The sequence below is a fragment of the Nocardioides sp. NPDC004968 genome (genome assembly GCF_040608935.1).
GTDB lineage: Bacteria > Actinomycetota > Actinomycetes > Propionibacteriales > Nocardioidaceae > Nocardioides.
Genome location: NZ_JBEXJF010000002.1, coordinates 196,818 through 219,571 on the forward strand (window position 1 = coordinate 196,818; position 22,754 = coordinate 219,571).

22 protein-coding genes are annotated in these 22,754 nt (G+C 68.8%); 16 read left to right on the forward strand and 6 right to left on the reverse strand.

All coding sequences use genetic code 11. The features are described 5' to 3' along the window. Position 1: 1 nt before the first annotated feature. Entirely contained in the window at positions 2 to 1,207 is a 1,206-nt protein-coding gene (locus ABZU72_RS03450; RefSeq protein ID WP_355017513.1) for an MFS transporter, read from the reverse strand. A 74-nt stretch (positions 1,208 to 1,281) separates the two neighbouring features. Here ABZU72_RS03450 and ABZU72_RS03455 point away from each other — a divergent pair, with 74 nt between their 5' ends. The 10 genes from ABZU72_RS03455 to ABZU72_RS03500 all read left to right on the forward strand — a co-directional run bounded on the left by ABZU72_RS03455 (position 1,282) and on the right by ABZU72_RS03500 (position 13,085). Further along, positions 1,282 to 2,484: a heparan-alpha-glucosaminide N-acetyltransferase domain-containing protein gene (locus ABZU72_RS03455; RefSeq protein WP_355017514.1), complete on the forward strand. Its 1,203-nt coding sequence runs from the start codon at positions 1,282 to 1,284 to the stop codon at positions 2,482 to 2,484. Positions 2,485 to 2,493: 9 nt separating this feature from the next. Continuing rightward, on the forward strand, positions 2,494 to 3,087 hold the full coding sequence (locus ABZU72_RS03460) for a TetR family transcriptional regulator (protein WP_355017515.1): 594 nt from the start codon (positions 2,494 to 2,496) through the stop codon (positions 3,085 to 3,087). Between the two features lie 44 nt (positions 3,088 to 3,131). Then, entirely contained in the window at positions 3,132 to 3,845 is a 714-nt protein-coding gene (gene ccmA, locus ABZU72_RS03465; RefSeq protein WP_355017516.1) for a heme ABC exporter ATP-binding protein CcmA, read from the forward strand. Then, complete coding sequence (locus tag ABZU72_RS03470; protein ID WP_355017517.1) at positions 3,842 to 4,579, forward strand: ABC transporter permease; 738 nt, start codon at positions 3,842 to 3,844, stop codon at positions 4,577 to 4,579. The genes ccmA and ABZU72_RS03470 overlap by 4 nt, the downstream gene beginning before the upstream one ends. 213 nt (positions 4,580 to 4,792) lie before the next feature. Then, a complete protein-coding gene (locus tag ABZU72_RS03475; protein WP_355017518.1) occupies positions 4,793 to 6,847 on the forward strand; it encodes a molybdopterin oxidoreductase family protein in 2,055 nt (684 codons plus the stop codon). Further along, entirely contained in the window at positions 6,844 to 8,292 is a 1,449-nt protein-coding gene (locus ABZU72_RS03480; RefSeq protein WP_355017519.1) for an FAD-dependent oxidoreductase, read from the forward strand. The genes ABZU72_RS03475 and ABZU72_RS03480 overlap by 4 nt, the downstream gene beginning before the upstream one ends. Continuing rightward, on the forward strand, positions 8,289 to 10,916 hold the full coding sequence (gene nirB, locus ABZU72_RS03485; protein WP_355017520.1) for a nitrite reductase large subunit NirB: 2,628 nt from the start codon (positions 8,289 to 8,291) through the stop codon (positions 10,914 to 10,916). Before ABZU72_RS03480 ends, nirB begins: the two co-directional genes overlap by 4 nt. Further along, positions 10,913 to 11,257, forward strand: a complete 345-nt coding sequence (gene nirD / locus ABZU72_RS03490; RefSeq protein WP_160026442.1) for a nitrite reductase small subunit NirD — start codon at positions 10,913 to 10,915, stop codon at positions 11,255 to 11,257. The genes nirB and nirD overlap by 4 nt, the downstream gene beginning before the upstream one ends. 56 nt (positions 11,258 to 11,313) lie before the next feature. Then, the gene (locus tag ABZU72_RS03495; protein WP_355017521.1) at positions 11,314 to 12,414 is read left to right on the forward strand and encodes a uroporphyrinogen-III synthase; all 1,101 of its coding nucleotides are present in this window, start codon (positions 11,314 to 11,316) and stop codon (positions 12,412 to 12,414) included. Further along, positions 12,411 to 13,085, forward strand: a complete 675-nt coding sequence (locus tag ABZU72_RS03500) for a CbiX/SirB N-terminal domain-containing protein (protein WP_355017522.1) — start codon at positions 12,411 to 12,413, stop codon at positions 13,083 to 13,085. The genes ABZU72_RS03495 and ABZU72_RS03500 overlap by 4 nt, the downstream gene beginning before the upstream one ends. Before the next feature lie 14 nt (positions 13,086 to 13,099). On the opposite strand, the gene argJ is transcribed toward ABZU72_RS03500, so the two are convergent. Both argJ and ABZU72_RS03510 read right to left on the reverse strand, forming a co-directional pair. Next, positions 13,100 to 14,248 (reverse strand): bifunctional glutamate N-acetyltransferase/amino-acid acetyltransferase ArgJ, encoded by a 1,149-nt coding sequence (argJ, locus tag ABZU72_RS03505; RefSeq protein ID WP_355017523.1) that lies wholly within the window; start codon positions 14,246 to 14,248, stop codon positions 13,100 to 13,102. Between the two features lie 49 nt (positions 14,249 to 14,297). Next, positions 14,298 to 14,759: a hypothetical protein gene (locus ABZU72_RS03510; protein ID WP_355017524.1), complete on the reverse strand. Its 462-nt coding sequence runs from the start codon at positions 14,757 to 14,759 to the stop codon at positions 14,298 to 14,300. A gap of 332 nt (positions 14,760 to 15,091) precedes the next feature. Here ABZU72_RS03510 and ABZU72_RS03515 point away from each other — a divergent pair, with 332 nt between their 5' ends. The 3 genes from ABZU72_RS03515 to ABZU72_RS03525 all read left to right on the forward strand — a co-directional run bounded on the left by ABZU72_RS03515 (position 15,092) and on the right by ABZU72_RS03525 (position 18,028). Beyond that, positions 15,092 to 16,933 carry a phosphoenolpyruvate carboxykinase (GTP) gene (locus tag ABZU72_RS03515; protein WP_355017525.1) on the forward strand — a complete coding sequence of 614 codons (1,842 nt, stop codon included), beginning with the start codon at positions 15,092 to 15,094 and terminating at the stop codon, positions 16,931 to 16,933. A 166-nt stretch (positions 16,934 to 17,099) separates the two neighbouring features. Further along, complete coding sequence (locus ABZU72_RS03520) at positions 17,100 to 17,474, forward strand: DUF805 domain-containing protein (RefSeq protein ID WP_160026448.1); 375 nt, start codon at positions 17,100 to 17,102, stop codon at positions 17,472 to 17,474. 56 nt (positions 17,475 to 17,530) lie between these two features. Further along, positions 17,531 to 18,028, forward strand: coding sequence for a PGPGW domain-containing protein (locus ABZU72_RS03525; protein ID WP_355017526.1), 498 nt, complete (start codon positions 17,531 to 17,533; stop codon positions 18,026 to 18,028). 6 nt (positions 18,029 to 18,034) lie between these two features. Here the strand turns inward: ABZU72_RS03525 and ABZU72_RS03530 are convergent, their stop codons facing one another. Continuing rightward, positions 18,035 to 19,006 (reverse strand): WYL domain-containing protein, encoded by a 972-nt coding sequence (locus tag ABZU72_RS03530; RefSeq protein ID WP_355017527.1) that lies wholly within the window; start codon positions 19,004 to 19,006, stop codon positions 18,035 to 18,037. Positions 19,007 to 19,105: 99 nt separating this feature from the next. Here ABZU72_RS03530 and ABZU72_RS03535 point away from each other — a divergent pair, with 99 nt between their 5' ends. Then, complete coding sequence (locus tag ABZU72_RS03535; protein WP_355017727.1) at positions 19,106 to 19,501, forward strand: RidA family protein; 396 nt, start codon at positions 19,106 to 19,108, stop codon at positions 19,499 to 19,501. Positions 19,502 to 19,599: 98 nt separating this feature from the next. On the opposite strand, the gene ABZU72_RS03540 is transcribed toward ABZU72_RS03535, so the two are convergent. Next, positions 19,600 to 20,970 carry a hypothetical protein gene (locus tag ABZU72_RS03540; protein ID WP_355017528.1) on the reverse strand — a complete coding sequence of 457 codons (1,371 nt, stop codon included), beginning with the start codon at positions 20,968 to 20,970 and terminating at the stop codon, positions 19,600 to 19,602. After that, positions 20,967 to 21,437 (reverse strand): hypothetical protein, encoded by a 471-nt coding sequence (locus tag ABZU72_RS03545; RefSeq protein ID WP_355017529.1) that lies wholly within the window; start codon positions 21,435 to 21,437, stop codon positions 20,967 to 20,969. Before ABZU72_RS03545 ends, ABZU72_RS03540 begins: the two co-directional genes overlap by 4 nt. A gap of 284 nt (positions 21,438 to 21,721) precedes the next feature. Here ABZU72_RS03545 and ABZU72_RS03550 point away from each other — a divergent pair, with 284 nt between their 5' ends. After that, the gene (locus ABZU72_RS03550; protein ID WP_355017530.1) at positions 21,722 to 22,129 is read left to right on the forward strand and encodes a hypothetical protein; all 408 of its coding nucleotides are present in this window, start codon (positions 21,722 to 21,724) and stop codon (positions 22,127 to 22,129) included. Positions 22,130 to 22,273: 144 nt separating this feature from the next. Further along, positions 22,274 to 22,726, forward strand: a complete 453-nt coding sequence (locus ABZU72_RS03555; RefSeq protein WP_355017531.1) for a hypothetical protein — start codon at positions 22,274 to 22,276, stop codon at positions 22,724 to 22,726. Positions 22,727 to 22,754: the final 28 nt, after the last annotated feature.

Sequence of the window (22,754 nt, forward strand, 5' to 3'; positions counted from 1 at the left end):
GTCAGTCGTGGGCGGCGAGCCAGGACCAGGTCAGCGAGATGAGGGCGAGGACGAGGACGGCGGTGGCGACGCCCCACCAGCCGACGACGTACGCATAGCCGAGCAGCCAGCCGAAGAGGCTGGAGCCGCCGTAGTAGAAGAGGTTGTAGAGGGCGCTGGCCTGAGCCTTTCCGACCCGCGCGCGGGCCCCGACCCAGCCCGAAGCGACGCCGTGGGCGCCGAAGAAGCCGGTGGTGAGGACGAACAGGCCGGTCAGGACCATCGCGAGGTTGTCGGGGAAGGTCATCACGACGCCGACGATCGTGATGACGACGCAGGTCAGCATGACCTTTCGTCGCCCGTGGGTGGCGGCCAGCCGGCCCGCGACCGACGAGGAGACGGTGCCACCGAGATAGGCGAAGAAGATCTGGCTCGAGATCGCCACCGGGAGCCCGAAGGGCTCGCGTTCGAGGCGGAACCCCAGATAGTTGTACGTCGCCACGAACCCGCCCATCAGCAGTGCTGCCTGCCCGTAGAGGACGAGCATGCCCGGGTCGCGGAGGTTGGCGAGCACACCCTCGCGTACGGACGTTGTCGGCCTGCCGACCGGGCGGACCCAGCCCTGGGCGCGCGGGATCAGGGTGATGGCGATGATCGCGGCGATCGCCGAGAGGACGCCGCCGGCGGTGACGCCCAGGCGCCAGCCGCCGAGATCGGCGAACGGCCCGGTGATGACCCGGCCGAGGAGGCCGCCGACGGTGGTGCCGGAGATGTAGATAGCCGCGGCGAGGCTGACGTGGCGTACGTGGATCTCCTCGGCCAGATAGGCGACCGCGAGGGCGGGTACGCCGCCGAGCGCGAGGCCCTCGAGGCTGCGCAGGACGAGGAGCGAGGCGAAGCCGGGGGCGAGCGGGGTGAGCAGGCCGAGGACGAGCGAGATCGAGAGCGCGATCTTCATCGCCGGCGCCCGGCCGATGCGGTCGGCGACCCATGACCAGCCGAGGACGCTGACCGCGAGGCCGAGGGTCGCGGTGGAGACGGTGAGCGCGGCCGAGGCCTCGTTGACCTCGAGCGCGTGCGCGACGGTGGGGAGGATGCCCTGGGTGGAGTACATCTGCCCGAAGGTTGCGATCCCGGCGGCGAAGAGGCCGATCAGGATCCGGCGGTAGCCGCTGCTGCCGGCATCGTGCCCGACCCACGGGCGGGTCAGGGAGGCATCGACGGACATCGTTCTCACGGTAAAGCAGGTGTTGTGGGTGGGTGAAGCCGCGGCGTACGTGAGATATCTCTACTCTGGGGGCGATGTCAGCGCTGACGGATCGGCTCTCCGATCGACTCTCGACGCGTCTCGTCGGTGTCGACGTGGCGCGGTGCCTGGCGTTGCTGGGGATGATGGCGACGCACGTGCTCGACCCGGTCGACGCCTCCGGGGAGCTGACCAGGATCCAGGCCGTCGCCGGTGGCCGGTCCGCGGCCCTCTTCGCGGTGCTCGCCGGGGTCAGCCTGGCGTTGATGACCGGACGTCAGCAGCCGGTGCGGGGGCAGGTCCTCGCGTCCCGGTCGCTGGGGCTGATTGCGCGGGCCGTGCTGATCGCCGCGCTCGGGCTGGTGCTCGGGTCGCTCGGCACCGGCATCGCGATCATCCTGACCTACTACGGGGTGCTGTTCCTGCTCGCCATCCCGTTCCTCGGGCTGCGGGCGCGGTGGTTGTGGCTGCTCGGTGTGCTCTGGGTCGTCGTCGGGCCGCTGTTGTCGCAGGTCATCCGGCCGATACTGCCGCCGCGGCAGTTCTCCAGCCCGGAGCCGTCGCAGTTGCTGGAGCCGGGCCGGCTGCTCGCCGAGCTGCTCTTCACCGGCTACTACCCGGCCGTCCCGTGGCTGGCCTACGTGCTGATCGGGATGGCCATCGGCCGTGTCGATCTGCGCAACCGCCTCGTGGTCGACATGATCTGGACCAGCGGCATCATCATCTCCGTCTCGGCCACCTGGCTGTCGGGAAGGCTGACCCGGCTGCCGTCGGTGGCCGAGGTGCTGCTGCGTACCTATCCGGAGCTGGACATCGACGGGGCGCTGACGGCAATGAGCCACGGTCTCTACGGGCAGACGCCGGTCGACGGCGGCTGGCAGTGGCTGCTGGTCGTCGCGCCGCACTCCTCCACGCCGTTCGACCTGGCGCAGACGATCGGCACCTCGATGTTCGTCATCGGCGCCTGCCAGATGATCGCGCTGCGGCTGCCGGACCGCTGGCGCGCCGGGATGGCGGTGCTGTTCGGCGCCGGCACGATGACCCTCACCCTCTACACGCTGCACGTGGTGATGAAGACCGATGCCGTCTGGCCGCCGGAGACGCCCGACACGTACGTCTTCCACGTGCTCGTCGTGATGACGATCGGCGCGCTCGTCACCGCGTGGGGTCGTCCGGGTCCGCTCGAATGGCTCGTCGGTCGTCCCGCTGCCTGGTTGCGCCGGACGGAGCCTCGCCCCGAGCTGCCGCCGTCGGGTTAGCGTGGTCGCATGAGCACGGCACCGCGGCGAGGGCGCAGGCCCGGTTCGCCGGACACGCGGGCGGCGATCCTGGCGGCGGCTCGGCAGCGCTTCGCGCAGCAGGGGTACGCCGCGACCTCCGTCCGCGGGATCGCGACCGCCGCCGGGGTCGACTCTGCCCTGGTGCACCACTACTTCGGCACCAAGGAGGACCTCTTCGTCGCCTCGCTGGAGCTGCGGGTCGATCCACGAGACGTCGTTCCCGTTGTCGCCGCCGGGGGGCGTGACGGCGTGGGTGAGCGGCTCGTACGCCTCCTCCTGAGCATCTGGGACGACGAGGAGTCCCGGCTCCCGCTGATGGCGTTGATGCGCAGCGCCTTCGAGCCGGAGGCGAAGGCTCTGGCGCCGGATGCCTTCGGTCGGCTGATCCTGGCTCCGGTCAGCGAGGCCCTCGAGCTCGACGAACCCGAGCGGCGGATCACGTTGGTGGCCTCGCAGCTGGTCGGGCTCGTCGCGCTGCGCTACATCGCCCGGATCGAGCCGCTCGCCTCGGCTCCGGTGGACACGCTGGTGGCGACGTACGCGCCGGTGGTCCAGGGCTATCTGACCGGGCCTTTGCCGTAGTCCTCTTGCGTGCGGCGCCCCGTCGTGCCACATTTCATCATGTGATGAATAACGTGGTGGAGGCATCCGGTCTCCGAGTCGTACGCGGGAAGCGTGAGGTCCTCCATGGCCTCGACTTCTCCATCCGGGCAGGTGAGGTCACCGGGCTGCTCGGGCCGTCCGGCTGCGGCAAGACGACGCTGATGCGGGCCCTGGTCGGCGTGCAGGCGAAGGTCACCGGGTCCCTCACCGTCCTCGGCCGCCCGGCGGGCTCGGCCGCGCTGCGCCCGCGGATCGGCTATGTCACGCAGGCGGACAGCGTCTACGCCGACCTGACGGTCACCGAGAACCTGAAGTTCTTCACCCGGGTGCTCGGTGCGCCCATGTCGTCGGTCTCCGAAGCCATCGAGACGGTCGACCTCGTCGACCACAAGGACCAGGTCGTACGCGATCTCTCCGGTGGTCAGCGCTCGCGGGTCGGGCTCGCCGCCGCGCTGCTCGGATCACCTGACCTGCTGGTGCTCGACGAGCCGACCGTCGGGCTCGACCCGGTGCTCCGCGAGCAGCTGTGGGGCACCTTCCGGGACCTGGCCGCCGCAGGTGCGGCAGTCATCGTCTCGAGCCACGTGATGGACGAGGCCGATCGCTGCGACCGGCTGCTGCTGATGCGCGACGGAGCCTTCCTCGCCGACGGCAGCCCTGCCGAGATCAAGCAGAAGGCGAGCGCCGACGACATCGAGCACGCCTTCCTGACCCTGGTGAAGGCGGGAGCACGATGAGTCTGCGACGAACCCTGGCCGTGACCGGGCGGGTCCTCGCCCAGATCCGGCGCGACCACCGCACCCTGGTGATGCTGGTCGTCCTTCCGACGCTGCTGATGACCCTGCTGTGGTGGATGTACGAGGAGTCACCCGCGCCGATCTTCGACCGGATCGGTCCGGCCCTGCTGGCGATCTTCCCGTTCATCGTGATGTTCCTGGTCACCTCGGTGACCACGCTGCGCGAACGCTCCTCGGGGACGCTCGAGCGACTGCTGGCGATGCCACTGGGCAAGGGCGACTTCCTGCTCGGCTATGCGCTGGCGTTCGGGCTGCTCGCCGCGGTCCAGTCCGGCGTGGCCGTCGGGGTCAGCGTGGGTCTGCTCGGGCTGGAGATCAGCGGCTCGGTCGCGCTGCTCGTGGTCGTCGCGATCGTCGACGCCGTCCTCGGCACCGCGCTCGGGCTGCTCGTCTCGGCCTTCGCCACCACCGAGTTCCAGGCCGTGCAGTTCATGCCGGCGATCGTGGTCCCGCAGATCCTGCTGTGCGGCCTGCTCGTACCGCGCGAGTCGCTGCCCCCGGTCCTGGAAGCCATCTCCGACGTACTCCCGCTCTCCTACGCCGTCGACGCGATGACCCACCTGGTCACCTCCACCGACACCGGCGAGGTCTGGACCGACCTGGCTGTCGTCGCCGGGTTCGTCGTGGCCGGCCTCGCTCTCGGCTCGGCGACGCTGCGGCGACGTACCCCCTGACAGCCGAGACGTCACTTCTGCAGGCCGAGACGTCACTTCCGTCGGTCGAGTTGGCATCGAGATGCCAGCTCGGGCGACGCGGGTGACGCCTCGGTGGGTTGTGAGGCGGTGAGCGGAAGTTGACGGAAGGGGTACGGAGAGCCGATCGGCGCGAAACCTTGACACCGGAATGTAGAGGTCGCCAGTCCCCGACCCGAAACGGTGTGAGTACGCGTGACCGACACCCACTGTCCTTACTGCAGCTTGCAGTGCGGGATGACCCTTTCACGCAAAGGGCCCCGCCTCGAGGTCAGTGAGAGATCGTTCCCGGTGAACGAGGGTGCGTTGTGCCGCAAGGGGTGGACGGCGGCGGGGCTGCGCGGGAGCCGTGAGCGGCTCACCACGCCGATGGTGCGCGACCGGGCGACGGGGGAGTGGAGCGCGGCGACCTGGGACGAGGCCCTCGACCTGGTCGCCTCGAAGCTCGCCGACCTGCGGGAGACCCACGGGGCCGACGCCAACGCCGTCTTCGGTGGCGGCGGGCTGACCAACGAGAAGGCGTACCAGCTCGGGAAGTTCGCCCGGGTCGCCCTCGGCACGTCCCAGATCGACTACAACGGCCGCTGGTGCATGTCCTCGGCGGCCTCGGCCGGCAACCAGGCCTTCGGAGTCGACCGCGGCCTGCCGTTCCCGCTGGCCGACATCGAGAAGACCGACGTCTGTGTGCTCGTCGGCTCCAACCTCGCCGAGACGATGCCGCCGGCGGCCCGCCACCTCGACCGGCTGCGTGAGAACGGCGGCAAGGTCGTCGTCATCGACCCGCGGCTGACCCCGACCGGCGAGCGTGCCGACCTCTTCCTCCAGCCGGTCCCCGGCACCGACCTGCCCCTCGCGCTCGGCGTCCTGCACCTGCTCGACGCGGCCGGCGCGGTCGACGAGGACTACATCGCCGAGCGGACCACAGGCTTCGAGGATGTACGCCGCTCCGTGGCCGCCTGGTGGCCGGAGATGGTCGAGCGGGTCAGTGGGGTCGAGGCCGCGCAGCTGCGCGAGCTCGCCGACCTGCTCGCCGGTGCGGGGAAGGTGATGGTCCTGACCGCGCGCGGCGCCGAGCAGCACGCCCAGGGCACCGCCACCGTCCTGGCCTGGCTCAACGTGGCGCTCGCGCTCGGCATGCCCGGAAAGGCGTACGCCGGCTACGGCTGCCTGACCGGTCAGGGCAACGGCCAGGGTGGCCGCGAGCACGGCCAGAAGGCCGACCAGCTTCCCGGCTACCGGATGATCGACGACCCCGCCGCCCGGGCGCACGTCGCCGCGGTCTGGGGCATCGACCCCGAGACCCTCCCCGGCAAGGGCCGCTCCGCCTACGAGCTCCTCGACGCGCTCGGCACCCCCGAGGGCCCCAAGAGCCTCATCGTCTTCGGCTCCAACATCGTCGTCTCCGCCCCCAACGCCACCCACATCACGTCGCGACTGGCAGACCTCGACCTGCTGGTCGTCGCCGACATGGTGATGAGCGAGACCGCCGCGCTGGCGGACGTGGTCCTGCCGGTGACCCAGTGGGCCGAGGAGACCGGCACCATGACCAACCTCGAGGGCCGGGTGATCCTGCGCAACCAGGCGATCAGCGCCCCCGACGGGGTCAGGAACGACCTCGACATCATCACCGGTCTCGCCACCCGCCTCGGTGCCGCCTCGACCTGGTCGACCGATCCCGAGGAGATCTTCGAAGAGCTCCGCGCGGCCTCGAAGGGCGGCAAGGCCGACTACAGCGGCATCACCTACGACCGCATCCGCGAGGAGGACGGCGTCTTCTGGCCGTGCCCCGAAGGCTCTGCTGGATCTCTGGGCGAGGGCACCCCGCGCCTCTTCGCCGACTCCTTCTTCCACGCCGACGGCCGTGCCCGCTTCGTCGACGTCGCCCACCGTGGCCCGGCCGAGCAGCCGAGCGCCGACTACCCGCTCCACCTGACCACCGGCCGGGTGCTCGCGCAGTACCAGTCCGGTGCCCAGACTCGACGGATCAAGGACCTTCCCGACGAGGGCGCCTTCGTCGAGCTCCACCCGCTGCTGGCCGACCGGGTCGGCGCCCACGACGGCGACCCGGTCGTCGTACGCACCCCGCGCGGCGAGATGAAGGCGCCCGCGCGGATCGTGACCACGATCCGCCCGGACACGGTCTTCGTACCGTTCCACTGGGTCGGCGCCAACAAGCTCACCAACGACGCCCTCGACCCGTCGAGCCGGATGCCGGAGTTCAAGGTCTGCGCCGCGGCGGTGACGGCATGAGCGAGAAGCGCATCGTCATCATCGGTGGCGGCATGGCCGCGGCGCGGCTGGTCGAGGGACTGGTCGCGCGCGGCCTCGGCCCGCAGACGACCGTGCTCGCGGAGGAGCAGCACGCGCCGTACAACCGGATCCTTCTCTCCGCCGTGCTCGAGGGCACCCACCGTCCCGGGGCGCTCGCGCTGCGCGAGAAGCAGTGGTACGCCGACAGGGGAGTCGACCTCCGCCTGGACAGCCTCGTCGTCGACATCCACCGTGACCGCCACGAGGTCGAGCTCGCCGACCGGACGAGGGTTCCGTACGACGCCGTCGTGCTGGCTACCGGGGCCATCCCGAGCCTGCCGCCGATCCGCGGTGTGGTGCGGATGGACGGCTCGCTGGACCCGCGGGTGCAGGCGTTCCGCAGCCTCGACGACTGCGCGCGGCTGCTGGCCCTCCTCAACCGACAGAGCCTTCACGACCACCCGCGCAGCGCGGTGATCGTCGGCGGTGGTCTGCTCGGCCTCCAGGTCGCCCGCGCCCTGGCGGTCCGCGGCATCGAGACCGAGATCGTCGAGGGCCGCGATCACCTGCTCAGCAGCCAGGTCGACGCGTCGGCTGGCAAGGTGCTCAAGCGGTCGATGGCCAAGCTCGGCACCCAGGTCTACCTCGGCGCCCGCGCGACCAGGCTGACCGACGAGGGGCTCAAGCTCGACAACGGCTACACCCTCGAGACCGACCTGGTGGTGCTCACCGCCGGTGGCCGGCCGCGCGCCAACCTCGCCCGCCGCGCCGAGCTCACCGTCAACCGCGGCATCGTCGTCGACGACCAGCTGCGCAGCGTCGACGACCCGGACGTCTACGCGATCGGCGACTGTGCCGAGCACAACGCGACCGTGACCGGCTTCGTCTCGCCGGCATGGGAGCAGGCCGGGGTCCTCGCCGACGTCCTGGCAGGCGGCCCCGCGACCTATCAGGGACACCGCGTCGTCGCCCGGCTGCGCGCCACCGACCTCGACGTCTGCGTCCTCGGCGAGCCCCAGAACGAGACGGGCGAGGTCGTCGAGATCGCCAACCCGGTCAAGGGCACCCACCGCAAGCTGGTCGTACGCGACGGCCGAATCGTCGCCGGCGCCCTCGTCGGTGACCTGAGCCGGGTCGGCCTGATCACCCAGGCCTTCGACCGGCAGACGGTGCTCGGCGAGCACGAGGCGGGCCAGCTGCTGCTGCCCGAGCCGTCCAATAGTCCGCGTCCGGAGCTCCCCGACGACGCGGAGGTGTGCGCCTGCGCCGGTGTCAGTGCCGGCCGGATCCGGGCGTGCCGGTCCCTCGAGGACGTACGCGACACCACCCGTGCCACCACCGGATGCGGCGGCTGCGCGCCGACCGTACGTCAGCTCCTGGCCAGCCGGCCCAGTGGCACTCAGCTCAATGCAACGCAGCTCAGTATGGAAGGAACTACGTCATGAGCCCTCACCTCCGCAAGAAGGTCGTCGTCGTCGGCCACGGCATGGTCGGTCACCGCTTCGTGACCGCGGCGATCGAGCGTGGTCTCACCGAGACCCACGACATCGTGGTCTTCGGTGAGGAGCCGCGCCCGGCGTACGACCGGGTCGCCCTCACCAGCTTCTTCGAGGTCGGCGCCGAGGCACTCTCCTTCCTCCCCTCCGGCGTCTACGAGGACCCGCGGGTCACGCTGCGCACCAGCACGAGCGTCGTCGAGATCGACCCCGCCGCCCAGACGGTGATGCTCGCCGACGGCGAGGAGATGGCGTACGACGAGCTGGTGCTCGCCACCGGAGCGGCGCCGTTCGTGCCGCCGGTGCCGGGTTCGGAGCTCGGGAACGTCTTCGTCTACCGCACGATCGAGGACCTCGAGGCGATCCGCGAGGCCGCGAAGACCGCGAAGTCCGGGGCGGTGATCGGCGGTGGTCTGCTCGGGCTGGAGGCCGCCAACGCGCTGCACCAGCTCGGCGTCAAGACCCACGTGGTCGAGCTCGCGCCGCGGCTGATGGCCGTGCAGGTCGACGACGCCGGCGGCAACACGCTCAAGCGCCACATCCAGAAGCTCGGGCTCACCGTGCACACCGGAGTGATGACGGAGTCCATCTCACCTGATTCCCCGGCCGAGATCTCGGTCGTGGACGAGGACGAGAGCGGCGTGCTCGACGGCAAGGTCAGCGCCCTGAAGTTCAAGGACGTCGAGGAGCCGCTGCCGATCGACATGCTCGTCTTCTCGGCCGGCATCCGGCCGCGCGACGCGCTCGCCCGCGCCGCCGGCCTGGACCTGGCCGAGCGCGGCGGTGTGCTGGTCGACGAGCAGTGCCGATCCTCCGACCCGCACGTGTGGGCGGTCGGCGAGTGCGCCGCGCCCGGCGGCAGGATGTACGGCCTGGTGGCCCCCGGCTACGACATGGCCGAGGTCGTCGCCGACGCGCTGCTCGGCGGCGCCGGCACGTTCACCGGTGCCGACATGTCGACGAAGCTCAAGCTGCTCGGTGTCGACGTCGCGAGCTTCGGTGACGCGCACGGCACCACCGACGAGTGCCTCGAGCTCACGTACTCCGACGCCGTCGCCGGTGTCTACAAGAAGCTGGTGATCAGCGAGGACGGCACCCGCCTGCTCGGCGGCGTGCTGGTCGGCGACGCGAGCGCCTACGGGCTGCTCCGGCCGATGGTCGCCTCGGGCATGGTCCTTCCGGAGAACCCGGAGGAGCTGATCCTCCCCCAGTCCAGTGGCGGTGGGGGAGGCATCCAGCTTCCGCTGGAGGCGCAGGTCTGTTCGTGCAACAACGTCACCCGCGGTGAGATCGAGGCGGCCGTCGACAACGGCTGCGAGAGCGCGGCGGAGGTCACCAAGGAGACCAAGGCCGGGTCGACCTGTGGTTCCTGCAAGGTGCAGGTGAAGAAGATCGTCGAGGACTACTTCACCGCCCAGGGCAAGACCGTCGACACGAGCCTGTGCGAGCACTTCAAGATGACCCGCGCCGAGCTCTTCGACGTGGTCCTGATCCACGGCTACAAGACCTTCGACCAGATCATCGAGGCCCACGGCACCGGCCGCGGCTGCGACCTGTGCAAGCCCGCCGTCGCGAGCATCCTGGCGAGCCAGCTCAACGGGCACGTGCTGGCCAAGGAGAACCGCAAGCTCCAGGACACCAACGACGCCTACCTGGCCAACCTCCAGAAGAACGGCTCCTACTCGGTCGTCCCGCGCATCCCCGGCGGCGAGATCACTCCCGAGGGCCTGATCGTGATCGGTGAGGTGGCCAAGGACTTCGGGCTCTACACCAAGATCACCGGCGGCCAGCGCATCGACATGTTCGGCGCTCGGATGGAGGACCTCCCCGCGATCTGGAAGCGCCTGGTCGACGCCGGGTTCGAGTCCGGCCACGCGTACGGGAAGTCCCTGCGGACCGTGAAGTCCTGCGTCGGCTCGACCTGGTGCCGCTACGGCGTCCAGGACTCCGTCGGGCTGGCGATCATGCTGGAGACCCGCTACCGCGGGCTGCGCTCGCCGCACAAGCTCAAGGGTGGCGTCTCCGGGTGCGCCCGCGAGTGCGCCGAGGCCCGCGGCAAGGACTTCGGTGTCATCGCCACCGAGAAGGGCTGGAACCTGTACGTCGGCGGCAACGGTGGCGCCATCCCGGCCCACGCCCAGCTGCTCGCCGGTGACCTGAGCACTGAGGAGCTGGTCAGCTACCTCGACCGCTTCCTCATGTACTACGTACGCACCGCCGACCGACTCCAGCGGACCTCGACCTGGATCGACTCCCTCGACGGCGGCCTGGACCGGGTGCGCGAGGTCGTGGTCGACGACGTCCTCGGCCTGGGCACCGAGCTCGAGGCCGCGATGGCGCGCCACACCGAGACGTACTTCGACGAGTGGAAGGCCACGCTCGAGGACCCGGAGAAGCTGCGCCGGTTCGTCTCCTTCGTCAACGCCCCCGACATCCCCGACCCCAACATCTCCTTCGGGTCCGCCCGCGGCCAGATCGTCCCGGAGGTCGGCGAGGAGCCGGCCGCCGTCGGCCCGGTCTCGCTCGGTTCCTCGATCCCTGTCGGAATGCCCACTCTTGAGGAGACGCGATGACCCAGACCCAGACCGTGACCTACATCGCCGTCTGTCGCCTCGACGACATCGACCCGGAGACGGGCATCGCCGCGCTGGTGCGCGGGGAGGCCGTCGCCGTCTTCCGAACCCTCGACGACCGGGTCTTCGCGCTGTCGAACTTCGACCCGTACGGTCACGCCTCGGTGCTCGCCCGCGGGATCGTCGGGACGCGTGGTGAGGTGCCGTTCGTGGCCTCGCCGCTGCTCAAGCAGCCGTTCTCGCTGGAGAGCGGCCAGTGCCTCGACGATCCGTCGGTGTCGGTCGCGACCTACGAGGTCGACGTCGTCGACGGAGAGATCCGGGTCGGCGCCCGGCGATGACGAACGCGGCACAAATGACCCAGGGGACCTACGATTCCGATGTGGACAGTGGCGCGTTGAGCGGCTTCCGCGTCGGCGTGACCGCGGCGCGGAAGGCCGAGGAGCAGATCAACCTGCTCGAGAGGCGGGGAGCCCAGGTGGTCTGGGCGCCCGCGCTCTCCGTCGACCCCAACCGGGTCGACGCCGGCGCGCTGCGTGTGGTGACCGAGCAGATCATCGGCCAGAAGATCGACATGTTCCTGGCCACGACCGGCATCGGGACCCGCACGTGGTTCGACGCCGCAGAGGAGTGGGGCCTGCTCGACCGGCTCCTGGAGACGCTCGGCGGCGCCGAGATCCTGGCGCGCGGCCCGAAGTCGGTCGGTGCGATCCGGCGGCGCGGGCTGCGAGAGCTGTGGGCGCCGGAGTCGGAGGAGTTCGACGACGTTCTGGAGCATCTGCGCGGCCGCGACCTGACCGGCAAGCGGATCGTGGTGCAGGAGCACGGGCAGTCGCTGTCGATGGTCGCGCACGCGCTGACCCGGCAGGGTGCCGAGGTCATCAACGTGGTCGTCTACCGGGTCGAGTCGGCAGCGGACCCCGAACCGATGTTCCGGCTGGTCGAGACGTTGACCGACGGTGAGCTGGACGCGGTCACCTTCACCTCCGCGCCGGCCGTGGCCGCGTTCATGCAGGCCGCCGGGTCGGTGGGCCTACGCGACGAGGTCGTGGCGGCGTTCCAGGCCGATGTGGTCGCGGCCTGCGTCGGTCCGGTGACCGCCGCAGCCTTCGAGATGTGGGGCGTACCCACCATGATCCCCGACCGCTCCCGCACCGCGGCCATGGTCAAGATGCTCCAGACCGAGCTGCCGCTGCGCCGCGAGGGCCTGCTCATCGAGCTCGCCGGCGGTCACCAGCTGCTGCTCCACGGCGACGCGGTGATCCTCGACGGCGCCGAGGTGAAGCTCTCGCCGGCGCCCGCCGCCGTCCTGGGTGCTCTCGTCGCCAACCCCGGCATCGTCGTCTCCCGGCAAGCCCTGCTCGCCATGCTCCCCTCCGGCACCGCCGGCTCCGAGCACGCGGTCGAGATGGCGGTCGCCCGGCTCCGCTCGGCGCTCGGCACCAAGACCATCCAGACCGTCGTGAAGCGCGGCTACCGGCTGGCGGTGGGCTCATGAGGCTCGTCGTCGTCGCCCACGGCACCCGGCAGCTGCTCGGCAACGCGGTCGCCTCGATCATCGCCAAGCGCGCCGGCCGCGTGCTGGGGATGGAGTCGAAGGCTGCGTACGTCGAGCTCTGCGAGCCGCTGCTCACCGACGTCCTGGCCGACGGCCAGCCGTCGGTCGTGGTCCCGCTGCTGCTCTCGACCGGCTACCACATCAAGGTCGACCTGCCGCAGGCCGCCGAAGGGCTGCCTGTGGCGATGGGCCGCGCGCTCGGACCGGACCCGCTGCTCGCCTCCGCGCAGGTCTCCCGGCTGGTCAACGCCGGCGCGGTCCCCGGCCAGCCCGTCGTCCTGGTCGCCGCCGGCTCCAACGACCCGTCTGCCCGAGCCGACATCGCGGAGGCCGGTCTGATGCTGGAGAAGGCCTGGGGTGGTCCGGTCAGGGTCGCCACCGTCTCCGGCTCCGGCGCCCCGGCCATCGACCAGGTCGTACGCCCCGGCGACGCTGTCTCGCCCTACCTGCTCGCTCCCGGCTTCTTCTCCGACCTGGTCCGCTCGCGCGCCTCGGCCGCGGGTGCCGAGATCGTCGCCGACGTCATCGGCCCGCACCCCGACGTGATCGAGCTGGTCGTACGCCGCGCCGCGGCGCTCCTCGCGGAGGAGCGCTCCGCGCAGGCCGGCTAACCGCTGGTCGAGGCTCAGGTCGTGTAGTCGGCGTTGATGCGGATATAGCCGTCGGTGAGGTCGCAGCCGTAGACGGTGAACTCACCCGAGGCGATGCCGAGGTCGACCTCGATCGAGACTTCATCGCCAGACAGATAAGTCGACAAATCTGCCAATAGATTTGCCGAGACCTGGGCGGGGTAGGTCTCGGTGCCGCCGAAGGCGATGCGTACGTTCTCGGGGGAGATGTCGGTCTCCTCGCGGAGCTTGCCGATGGCCATCGCGACGCGGCCCCAGTTGGGGTCGGCGCCGTGGACGGCGGTCTTGACCAGGGGCGAGTTGACGATGGCCTTGCCGACCCGCTTGGCCTGGTCGGCGTCGCGGGCGCCGCTGACCGAGACCGTGATCAGCTTGGAGGCGCCCTCCCCGTCGGAGGCGATCTTCTTCACCAGCGCCAGCGCCGCGTCGTAGAGCGCCGCCTCGAACTCATCCAGGTCGACGGCGCCGGCCGTGCCGGAGGCGAAGATCGCGGCCGTGTCGGAGGTCGAGGTGTCGGTGTCGATCGAGACGGCGTTGTAGGTGCGGTCGACGACCCGGCGGAAGGCCGCGTCGAGCTCGGCGGCGGGCACCGCGGCGTCGGTGAAGAAGTAGGTCAGCATCGTGGCCATGTCGGGCTCGAGCATCCCGACGCCCTTCGCGATCCCGGTGATCGTCGCGTCGCCGACGGTCCGGGTCTCGATCTTGGCGATCGTGTCGGTCGTCATGATCGCCGCCGCGGCGGCGTCGAAGTCGGCGTCGCCGGCGGTCCCGGCGAGCTTCTCGAGCGCGGGCGTGAGGACGTCCATCGGGTACTGCACGCCGATCACGCCCGTCGAGGCGACCAGCAGCTCCTCGGGGCGTACGCCGACGACCTCGGCCGCCAGGCGGCGTACCTCCAGGGCGTTGGCCTCGCCCGTCGGACCGGTCGCGACGTTGGCGTTCTTCGAGATGGTGACCACGCCGCGGAACGCGGAGACGTCGGAGGCTCGGGAAAGCAGCACCGAGGCGCCGGCGAATCGGGATCGGGTGAAGACCGCGGCGCTCGTGACCGGGCCCGAGGGGGCGGCGACGACGGCGAAGTCGTCAGCGCCCTCCTTGAGACCGAGGTTGGCGGTGACTCCGACGAATCCGGCTGGTTGAGGCATGCGGACAGCCTAGGCTCTGCCCGATCTCCGGGTCAGCGCGTCTCGGGTCCTATGTCCGCAACCACGCGAACGCGGCGGCTTCCAGGATCATCCAGGACCGAAGTACGCGGCCCACGAACGTGATCGCGACGAAGAGCATCAGGTTGGCCTTGAGCGTGCCGTAGACCACGGCCAGGATCGCCAGCGGCGGAAGCCCGCTGAGCGCGGCGACCGCGAGCAGCCCGCCGGCGTAGGCGGGCCGGCCCTGCGTACGCCGCTCCCACTTCTCCATCCGCTTCTGCCACTTCTCGCAGGACATCTTCTTGCGGACGAAGGGGAGCGAGGTGGTGCCGTGGCCGGCGTAGTACCAGACGACCTTGGAGCTCGTCTGGCCGATTCCCGCCACCAGAGCGAGCACCAGGGCGGAGAAGGTCAGGTTCGAGGCGGCCACCGCGAGGTAGGTCTCGAAGTTGATGACGGGGAAGAGTCCTCCGGCGAAGGAGGCGGCGAAGGTCCCGAGAATGAGGTCCATCAGGCGACCTCTGGACCGCTCACGAATTGAAACAATTCAACGTCAGTGTGTTGGGGGATCACTCGCGAAACCTTAGATGTAATCCGTGTCACCATGCGACATCGGCGTCACATCCACATTACGGACCTCCCGCCGAAATGAGGCCTTTCTCACTTAAACATGGGGGTCACAAGGGTCTCAGGACCGGCTATCGGAACATCGCCTGCAGTTGGATCGATCAATTGTCCAGGCCCGTGATCGATGACCCACTCTGGTGCACGGTACCCCGGTTGGAGGCCTCTTCAACTGGGGTAACGTGCCTGCAATCGGCGAAACTTTTGAAGGGTGTCGGAATGGTTGACGTGGACAAGGTCCTCGATGAGGCGGGGCTGACGAATCCTCATGTGCGGGAGTACGTCTCCTACTGGGCAGGGGTGACCGGAGCCGAGCAGATCGAGGTTGTCAGCGCAGCCGACGACGAGCGGCTCCTCCAGGAGTCCCTGGCAGCGGGTGAGCTTCTCCCGGTGACGGGCGGTCGCTACTACAGCCGTTCCTACAGCAAGGACACCGCGCGCTCCGAGGAGCGCACCGTGGTCGCCACCTCCAACCCGGAGGACAAGGGCGTCTACAACAACTGGAAGCCTGCCGAGGAGACCGTCAAGACGCTCACCGAGCGGATGACCGGCGCCTCGGCGGGCAAGACGATGTACGTCATCCCCTACCTGATGGCTCCGGCCGGCTCGCCCCTGGAGGCGTACGCCGCGGGTGTCGAGCTCACCGACAGCCGCCCGGTCGTGCAGCAGATGATCCGGATGGCGCGCGTCGGCATCGACTACATCAACAACCTCGCCGACCCGAGCTCCTTCGTCCGTGCGGTGCACGTGACCGGTGACCTGCCCAACCTCGGGCAGGGGACCGACAAGGACCAGCGTCTGTTCGCGACGGTCGCCGACCAGCGTACGATCCTCCACTTCGGCTCCTCCTACGGCGGCAACGCGCTGCTGGGTAAGATCGCCCACGGGCTGCGCCAGGCCTGCTACGACGGCCGCGCCTCCGGCAAGTTCCTGGCCGAGCAGTTCCTGCTGCTGGGAATCAAGGACAAGGAGACCGGCGAGGACTTCCACGTCGTCGGTGGCTTCCCGTCCGCCTCCGGCAAGACCAACCTCTCGATGACGCTCTCGCCCGACGCCCTCGGTGAGCGTTACGAGGTCACCTTCTACGGCGACGACATCGCCTGGATCTGGGTCGGCGAGGACGGCAAGCTCTACGCCTTCAACCCGGAGAACGGCGTCTTCGGCGTCGCCAAGGACACCAACGAGAAGACCAACCCGGGCGCCGTTCAGGCGATCCTGCCGGGCTCGGGCGCGATCTTCACGAACGTCGCCTACAACGAGAAGACCCAGGAGGTCTGGTGGGAGGGGCTCACCAAGCACCACCCGGACGACCTCGACGGCTGGATCGACTGGAAGGGCGAGCGCATCGCCGACCGGATCGACGACGAGCTGGGTGACCCCTGGGCCCACCCCAACTCCCGCTTCACCGCGCCGATCTCGCAGGTCCCGAACGCGGCCCCGGACTTCGACAGCCCGGCCGGCGTGCCGGTCGACGCGATCATCTTCGGTGGCCGCACCCGTGACCGCGAGCCGCTGATCCGCGCGATCACCGACGTCGCCGAGGGGGTCTACGACGGCCTCACCCTGGGTGCCGAGGCGACCGCCGCGGCCGACGGCCTCGAGGGCGTGCTGCGCTACGACCCGATGTCGATGCGTCCGTTCCTCGCCTACGAGGAGGGCGACTACGCCCGCCACTGGCTCAAGATCATCGGCGAGGCCACCGACAAGCCGGTCTTCGCCCACGTCAACTGGTTCCAGCGTGACTCCGAGGACGGTCACTTCCTGTGGCCCGGCTACCGCGAGAACGTGCGCGCGCTGCTGTGGCTGCTGCAGTTCAAGAAGGGTGAGGTCAAGGGCCAGCAGAGCCCCGTCGGCGTCATCCCGACCGAGGACGAGCTCGACCTGCGCGGCCTCGACCTGCCGCAGAGGGACCTCGACCGGATCCTCTCCCTGGACCTGAACCGCTGGAAGCAGGAGATGGGCTTCCGCGAGGAGCACCTCAAGCAGTTCAAGCTGCCGGAGGAGATCTGGGAGGCGCACGAGCGCGTCGCAGCCGCGATCGACGAGGCCGCTCAGGCCTGATCGAGACCACAGCCCGGGGCGGCGTACGGAACTTCTTTCCGTACGCCGCCCCTGTTGTTTCCGTCTGCGTTCGTTTCCTACGGGAAGATGAACTTTGTTCGCATCTGGAACAGATGCCCGGCCAGACATTTACGCAGCCGATGTCCTCCACCTAAGGTTCCTGCCCGTGACGATCCCCTTGAGCCAGCCGCTTCGTGCGGCCTCGATCACCGAGGCGTACGCGCGGTTCTGGAAGAAGTACGCGACATTCTCGGGTCGAGCCAGCCGCACCGAGCTGCTCTGGCCGATGCTCGTGAACCTTCTGATGCTCATCGTCCTCGTACTGGCGCGAGACGAGGTGGTGAGCCTCGTGATCGGTCTCTACGGGCTGGTGGCGTTCGTGCCGACCATCGCGCTCGGTGCGCGGCGGCTGCACGACATCAACCGTTCGGGGTGGTGGCAGCTGATCCTGGTCGTACCTGTGATCGGTGACATCGTCCTCGCGGTTCTCTGGTTGACCTTCCCGAGCCCTGAGGGTGTCAAGTACGACCTGGCCGCATGAGGCGTAAAATTCCCCTAGTGGTTCTCGGGGTTGTCCCCGAATGGCAGGCTATTGGCATGAAGTCCCTCGCAGGAGCCGCAGCGAAGCGGCTCGCCTACGAGACCGTTGGGTGGCTGCTCGTGGTCGCCGGTATCGCCGCGATGGTGTTGCCGGGGCCTGGGCTGTTGATGCTCTTCGGGGGGCTGGCCGTGCTCTCCCGCCAGTACGCCTGGGCTCGCCGCTATGTCGAGCCGGTCCGCCTCCGCGCCATGCGCGGTGTCGCCGAGGGCGTCGAGACCTGGCCGCGCATCGTGGCCTCGACGCTGGGGGCGCTCTCCATCGGTGCTGTCGGCGTCATCTTCCTGATCAGCCCGCCCGCGCCGCACTGGTGGCCCCTCGAGGCAACCTTCTGGCTGCTCGGTGGCGCGTGGACCGGCGTCACGCTGTTGGGATCGTGCATCATCGCCCTCGCCATCCTGGGCTACTCCTACCACCGCTTCCACGGCCACCCCGAAGCTCGCCACCAGCTCGACGAGGACATCGAGCACACCGGTGAGATGAACAAGGTGGCGTAGGCCGGGTCACGGGCGGTCCCGATATCGGTCGGCGACGGTCTGCGCACGCTGATACAAGGCCACGCGCAGCTCCTGCGGACCGAGCGATTCGACATTGGTGCCGAGCTGCCACATCGCCCACTCCGCGTGCCATAGATCCTGGAAAGTGACTTCGAGACGAAGCCAGCCATCGGGGTCGGGCTCCTCAGCGCGGACGGCCTCCGCCATGTCCAGCAGCTGGTCGCGGCGTGCCGGGTCCACCCGAACCTGGACGGCGATGTGGCCCTCGGAGAGGAACTGCGCACAGCGTTCCGCCCACATGCGTTCGAGGTCGACGTCATCCGCTCGCTGCGCCCGTTCAGGAAGCTCGTACGCCTCGACGACCCGTGACATCCGGAAGGTGCGGTCGATGCCGGACTCGGTGGCCAGCAGGTAGCCCTTCTCGCGCACCGTGACCAGGCCGATCGGGTCGACGATGCACCCGCGGGGCGCCTGGCCGCGTGAAGCGTAGTGGAGGCGCAGCTTGTGCCCGACGAGGACCGCCTGGCGTATCTCGGCCATCGCCTCCTTGGAAACCTCGTCGACGTCCAGGCGACGGGAGAGCAGATCGGTCTCGGGATCGAAGAGGAACCGCTGCGCCGCATCGCTGGCAGCCGTCTGATGACTTTCAGGGAGTGCGTCGACCACCTTCCTCATGGCAGAGGCGAGCGCCGAGCCGAGTCCGAAGATCCGCTCGCCCCGGCCTGATCCGGCGGTGAGGAGGGCGAGGGCTTCGTCGTGGTTCAGTCCGGTGAGCTCGGTCCGGAACCCGGGCAGCAGCGAGAATCCGCCGTAGCGACCGCGCTCGGCATAGACCGGGACCCCCGCTGCGGACAGCGCCTCGATGTCGCGCAGCACCGTACGCGTCGAGACCTCGAGCTCGCGGGCCAGAACATCCGCAGTCAGCCGCCCCCGCTGTCGCAGGAGGAGAACCAGGGAGACCAGCCGGTCGGCACGCACGTCAGCACTTTATCGAGATACCTGACACTAGATGGCGTGATTCGTTGCCAGGCTGGAACTGACGGGGGAGGTCCCCGCGGGAATGGAGCTGATGTGGCAATCGAACGAACGGCCGTCAACCCCGTGACGTGGTCATTGGAGATGGGCTTCAACCAAGGGGAGGTCGTCACCGGGGACGCCCGGACTCTCTACTGCTCCGGCCAGACGGCGATGGGCGCTGACGGCACGCCCCGGTACGAGGGAGACATGGCCGCCCAGCTCGGGCTGAGTCTCGACAACCTGGAAGCCGTGCTCTCTGCGGCCGGCATGTCCCTCGGCAACCTGGTCCGACTCAACGTCTACACCACCGACGTCGACCTGCTCTTCCAGCACTACGGCCTCCTCGCGTCGCGCTTGGGAGCTGCCCAGGTGGCGCCGACGACCACCATGCTCGGCGTGACCCGCCTGGCCATCCCAGGGCAGCTCGTCGAGCTCGAGGGGACCGCCGTCGCCTGAGCAGCTGGCAGCCCTCTGGACAACGCAGATCGCCGGCCTCATCCACATATTGCGGGGTGTGGATAAAGCCGGCGATTCAGCTGCGAGTGCTCGTCCGACTAGGGCTTGCGGCCGTTCTTGTCGGCGCCGGAGTCATCACCTTGTGGCGCGTTCGGGGTCCAGCCGCGGCTCGCGTTGGGATCCAGGACGTCGCTCGCCGTCTCGGTCCAGTCGTCGGTGTAATCGGCCTGCCAATCCTGGTCCTGGCCGTTCCTCTTGTCGTCCTTCTTGCCGCCCCGGCCGCCGGCACCGCCGGCTCCGCCGCGTCCGCCACGGCTGCCCGCTCCCGTCGGACCGCCGCGGGCACCGCGCCCGCCAGCGCCGCGGGCACCCGCTCCTGCGCCGGCCCCACGTGCGCCGGCCCCAGCTCCGCGTGCACCTGCGCCCGCTCCGCCCGCACGGGCACCGGCAGCACCGGCCCTGGCGGTTGCGGACCTCGACGTCGCGCTGGCCGTCGCTGCCTTCGCAGAAGCTCCGGACGCGAACTTGTTGGCAAGCGCCTTGGCCACACCAGCACCGAGCAGAGCGCCGCCGCCACCGATTGCGAGCGCGGTCATGCCGCTCGTGCCGCCGCCGAGAGGGGCAAGCCCGTCAGCCGTCTCGACCATCGCGTACGACGTCGAAGGTGCCGGGCTGCCGTCAGCGTTGACCCACTGAGTGCCGTTCCACTCAGGCTTGTTCTCCGCCTGGTGCGCTTCGATGTTCGCCTTCTCCTGGGCGATCAGCTCGTGACCCCAGCCGTCGGGGTAGAGGGTGCCGGAGTTGTACTTCGCCATACGGGCTCGAGATGCTGCGATCTCGCTGTACGAACCTGAGGACGACGGGGCGGCCGGGGGCTTGCTGTTCTCGGTGCTCGGCTCGTCCGTGATCGCGCGGACCGGCGGCTCGGCGGTGTAGTTGCTTTCGTCGATCTGGTTGATCTGCTGTGCCGCTGCGGCCTCGGCGTCGGCGATCGCCTGCTCTCGGGCAGCGTGGGCAGCGCGGTCTGCTTGGAGCGCCTTCTGGTTCTGAGTTGCTTGGGCGGCGTCGACACCGGTGCCGGATTGGGAGTACTTCGGATTCGAGGGGTCGGGAGCAGGACCATGAGTGGCGGGGAGGGACGCCTCGAGTTGGTCGTGAATTGTCTTGGCCCGCCTCGTAGTTGCTCTGGCGTCGCCCAGTGCGTCGATGGCCGCGTCGAGTTGATCGGTCTTCCTAGTCAAGCCGCTCGATGCGTCCTTGAAGGCCCTTTGGGCGGCCGCAGTCGTGAGTGAGGTGTCTTGGAACGCTTCGCCAACCTTGCTGGCCGCAAGGTCCAGGTTGGCAGCGGCCTCCGCCAACTGCTGGCGGGCGTCTCGCCACTGACTCAGCCGGGACTCAACTTCCTCTGGGCTCGCCTTGGCGACGTACTCCTTGAGCACGATCATCATCGTCCCCTTGACTGCGCTCACTGGTCCGTCTCCTTGTTCTGGCCGAACTCAGAGCGGGACGCGATCTCCTGTAGAGCGTCGGGTGACAATGGGAAGAACGGGAGCTGGATGCCGGGCATGTCGGGTCGGTCGTCCTTCATCAGATTTTCGAAGAAGGGCTTTTCGATCATGTCAACTGCTGCCGTCATGTTGTTATTGAAGTTCACCTTTGCTTGCTCATCGGCGTCCTTGACGGCACGCACCGCGAGGTCGAGACCGTCGACGAAGGCAATCAGCGCATCGGAGGTCTCTGAGAGCGCTGAGTTGATCCGTTCGGTGGCTCGATTCATCAGATCCTCAAGGGTCCCCGCCGTGCTGCTGCCCCCTAGGGACCCAGCCCCAGGCTTGTCGACGTGGATCTTGTCGATCTCAACCTTCGTTTCGGTGAGGACGTGCTTGATCTTGTTGACTTTGGCCTCATCGAGACCTGTCGAGCGTGGACCTGTCATTTGGGGGCCTCCCGAGGCTGTGAATGCGCGGTCTGCAAAGTGTAAACACGGCCGCCCGCATCGGTCACGGTCAATCACTGCTTGGGTGCGTACCGACTATTCTCTCGGTCATGACTGCATCTCGGCGGGGCCTCACCACTCGGCGGCTGGCCGCAATCACCATGGCAGCAACTGCCTCTGTCGTCCTCTGCGCCTGCGGTGGCGGTAGCGATGGCCCATCTGAACCGACAAGCGCCTCTCCGTCTGCAACTCAGGAGACATCTGATGCTGCCGGTGAGCCGCAGGTGGCTGACTTGGAAGGTGCGCAGGTCACCGCGCCCGCAGATTGGAAGGTTGAGTTCACCGACCCGCATTGGATCATCGACCCGCCAGCCGACGACGGCGGCTCGGCCGGTGGCGCGGTGTTCGACGTTGACGATGTCAGTCTTGCCGAAGACACCGAGGAACTTGCAGTGGCTCGGCTCAAAGCGGCAGGGTCTGATGGCAAGCGCCTTCCTGACGTTAAGTACGGCGGCGTGACCTTCTACCACATTCGGGAGCAGACGGACGTCAACAGGTTCGATTCCTATGGAGCGCTCGTTGACGGCTCGCAAGTGGCGTTGGAGTGGACGTTCATCAAGGATCTCGCCAGTCCCGAGCAGATCGACGGGTGGATCGACCAGTTGATGTCGACGTTCAAGTTCGAGGGCTGAGGGCGGTCTCGAAGCGTGACGTCATCTCGGCGAGATCTCGCTGCCCGCCGCTTCGTCGCGGTCGTTGTTTCTGGCCTCGTTGCCGCCGCAGTTGGAGCATGTGGAGGTGCTGGCGACGAGCCGGATGGAACGACTTCGTCGCCAGTGGCCGAGGAATCCGCGACGAGCACCGAGGCGCCCGCGGGGTTACAGGTAGCGGAGGTCAATGGCGCCCAACTGGCAGCTCCTGCTGATTGGAAGGTCGAGCCGGCGCAGTCGTCGAGGGTCATCATCAGTGCGCCCAAGGACGATCTGGGCTATTCGCCTGGTTTCGCACTCTTGGATGCGGACATCACGCTCTCCGAAAACACCGAAGCCCTGGCCGCCAATACGCTGAAGCAGCCTGGGGCGAAGCGTTTGGCCGATGCCGAGTTTGGCGGTGTCGCGTTCTTCCATGTCCGCGAGGGAAACGACACGAACACGATTGACACTTTTGGGGCGGTCATCGAAGGCTCAGCGGTCACTGTGGCGTGGACGTTCCTCAACGACCTGGCAAGCCCGAAGCAGATCGATGAGCTGGTCCACCAGGTGATGCCGTCGTTCAAGTACAAGGGCTGAGCGAGTTCAACTGCGGGCGGTCGTCTGA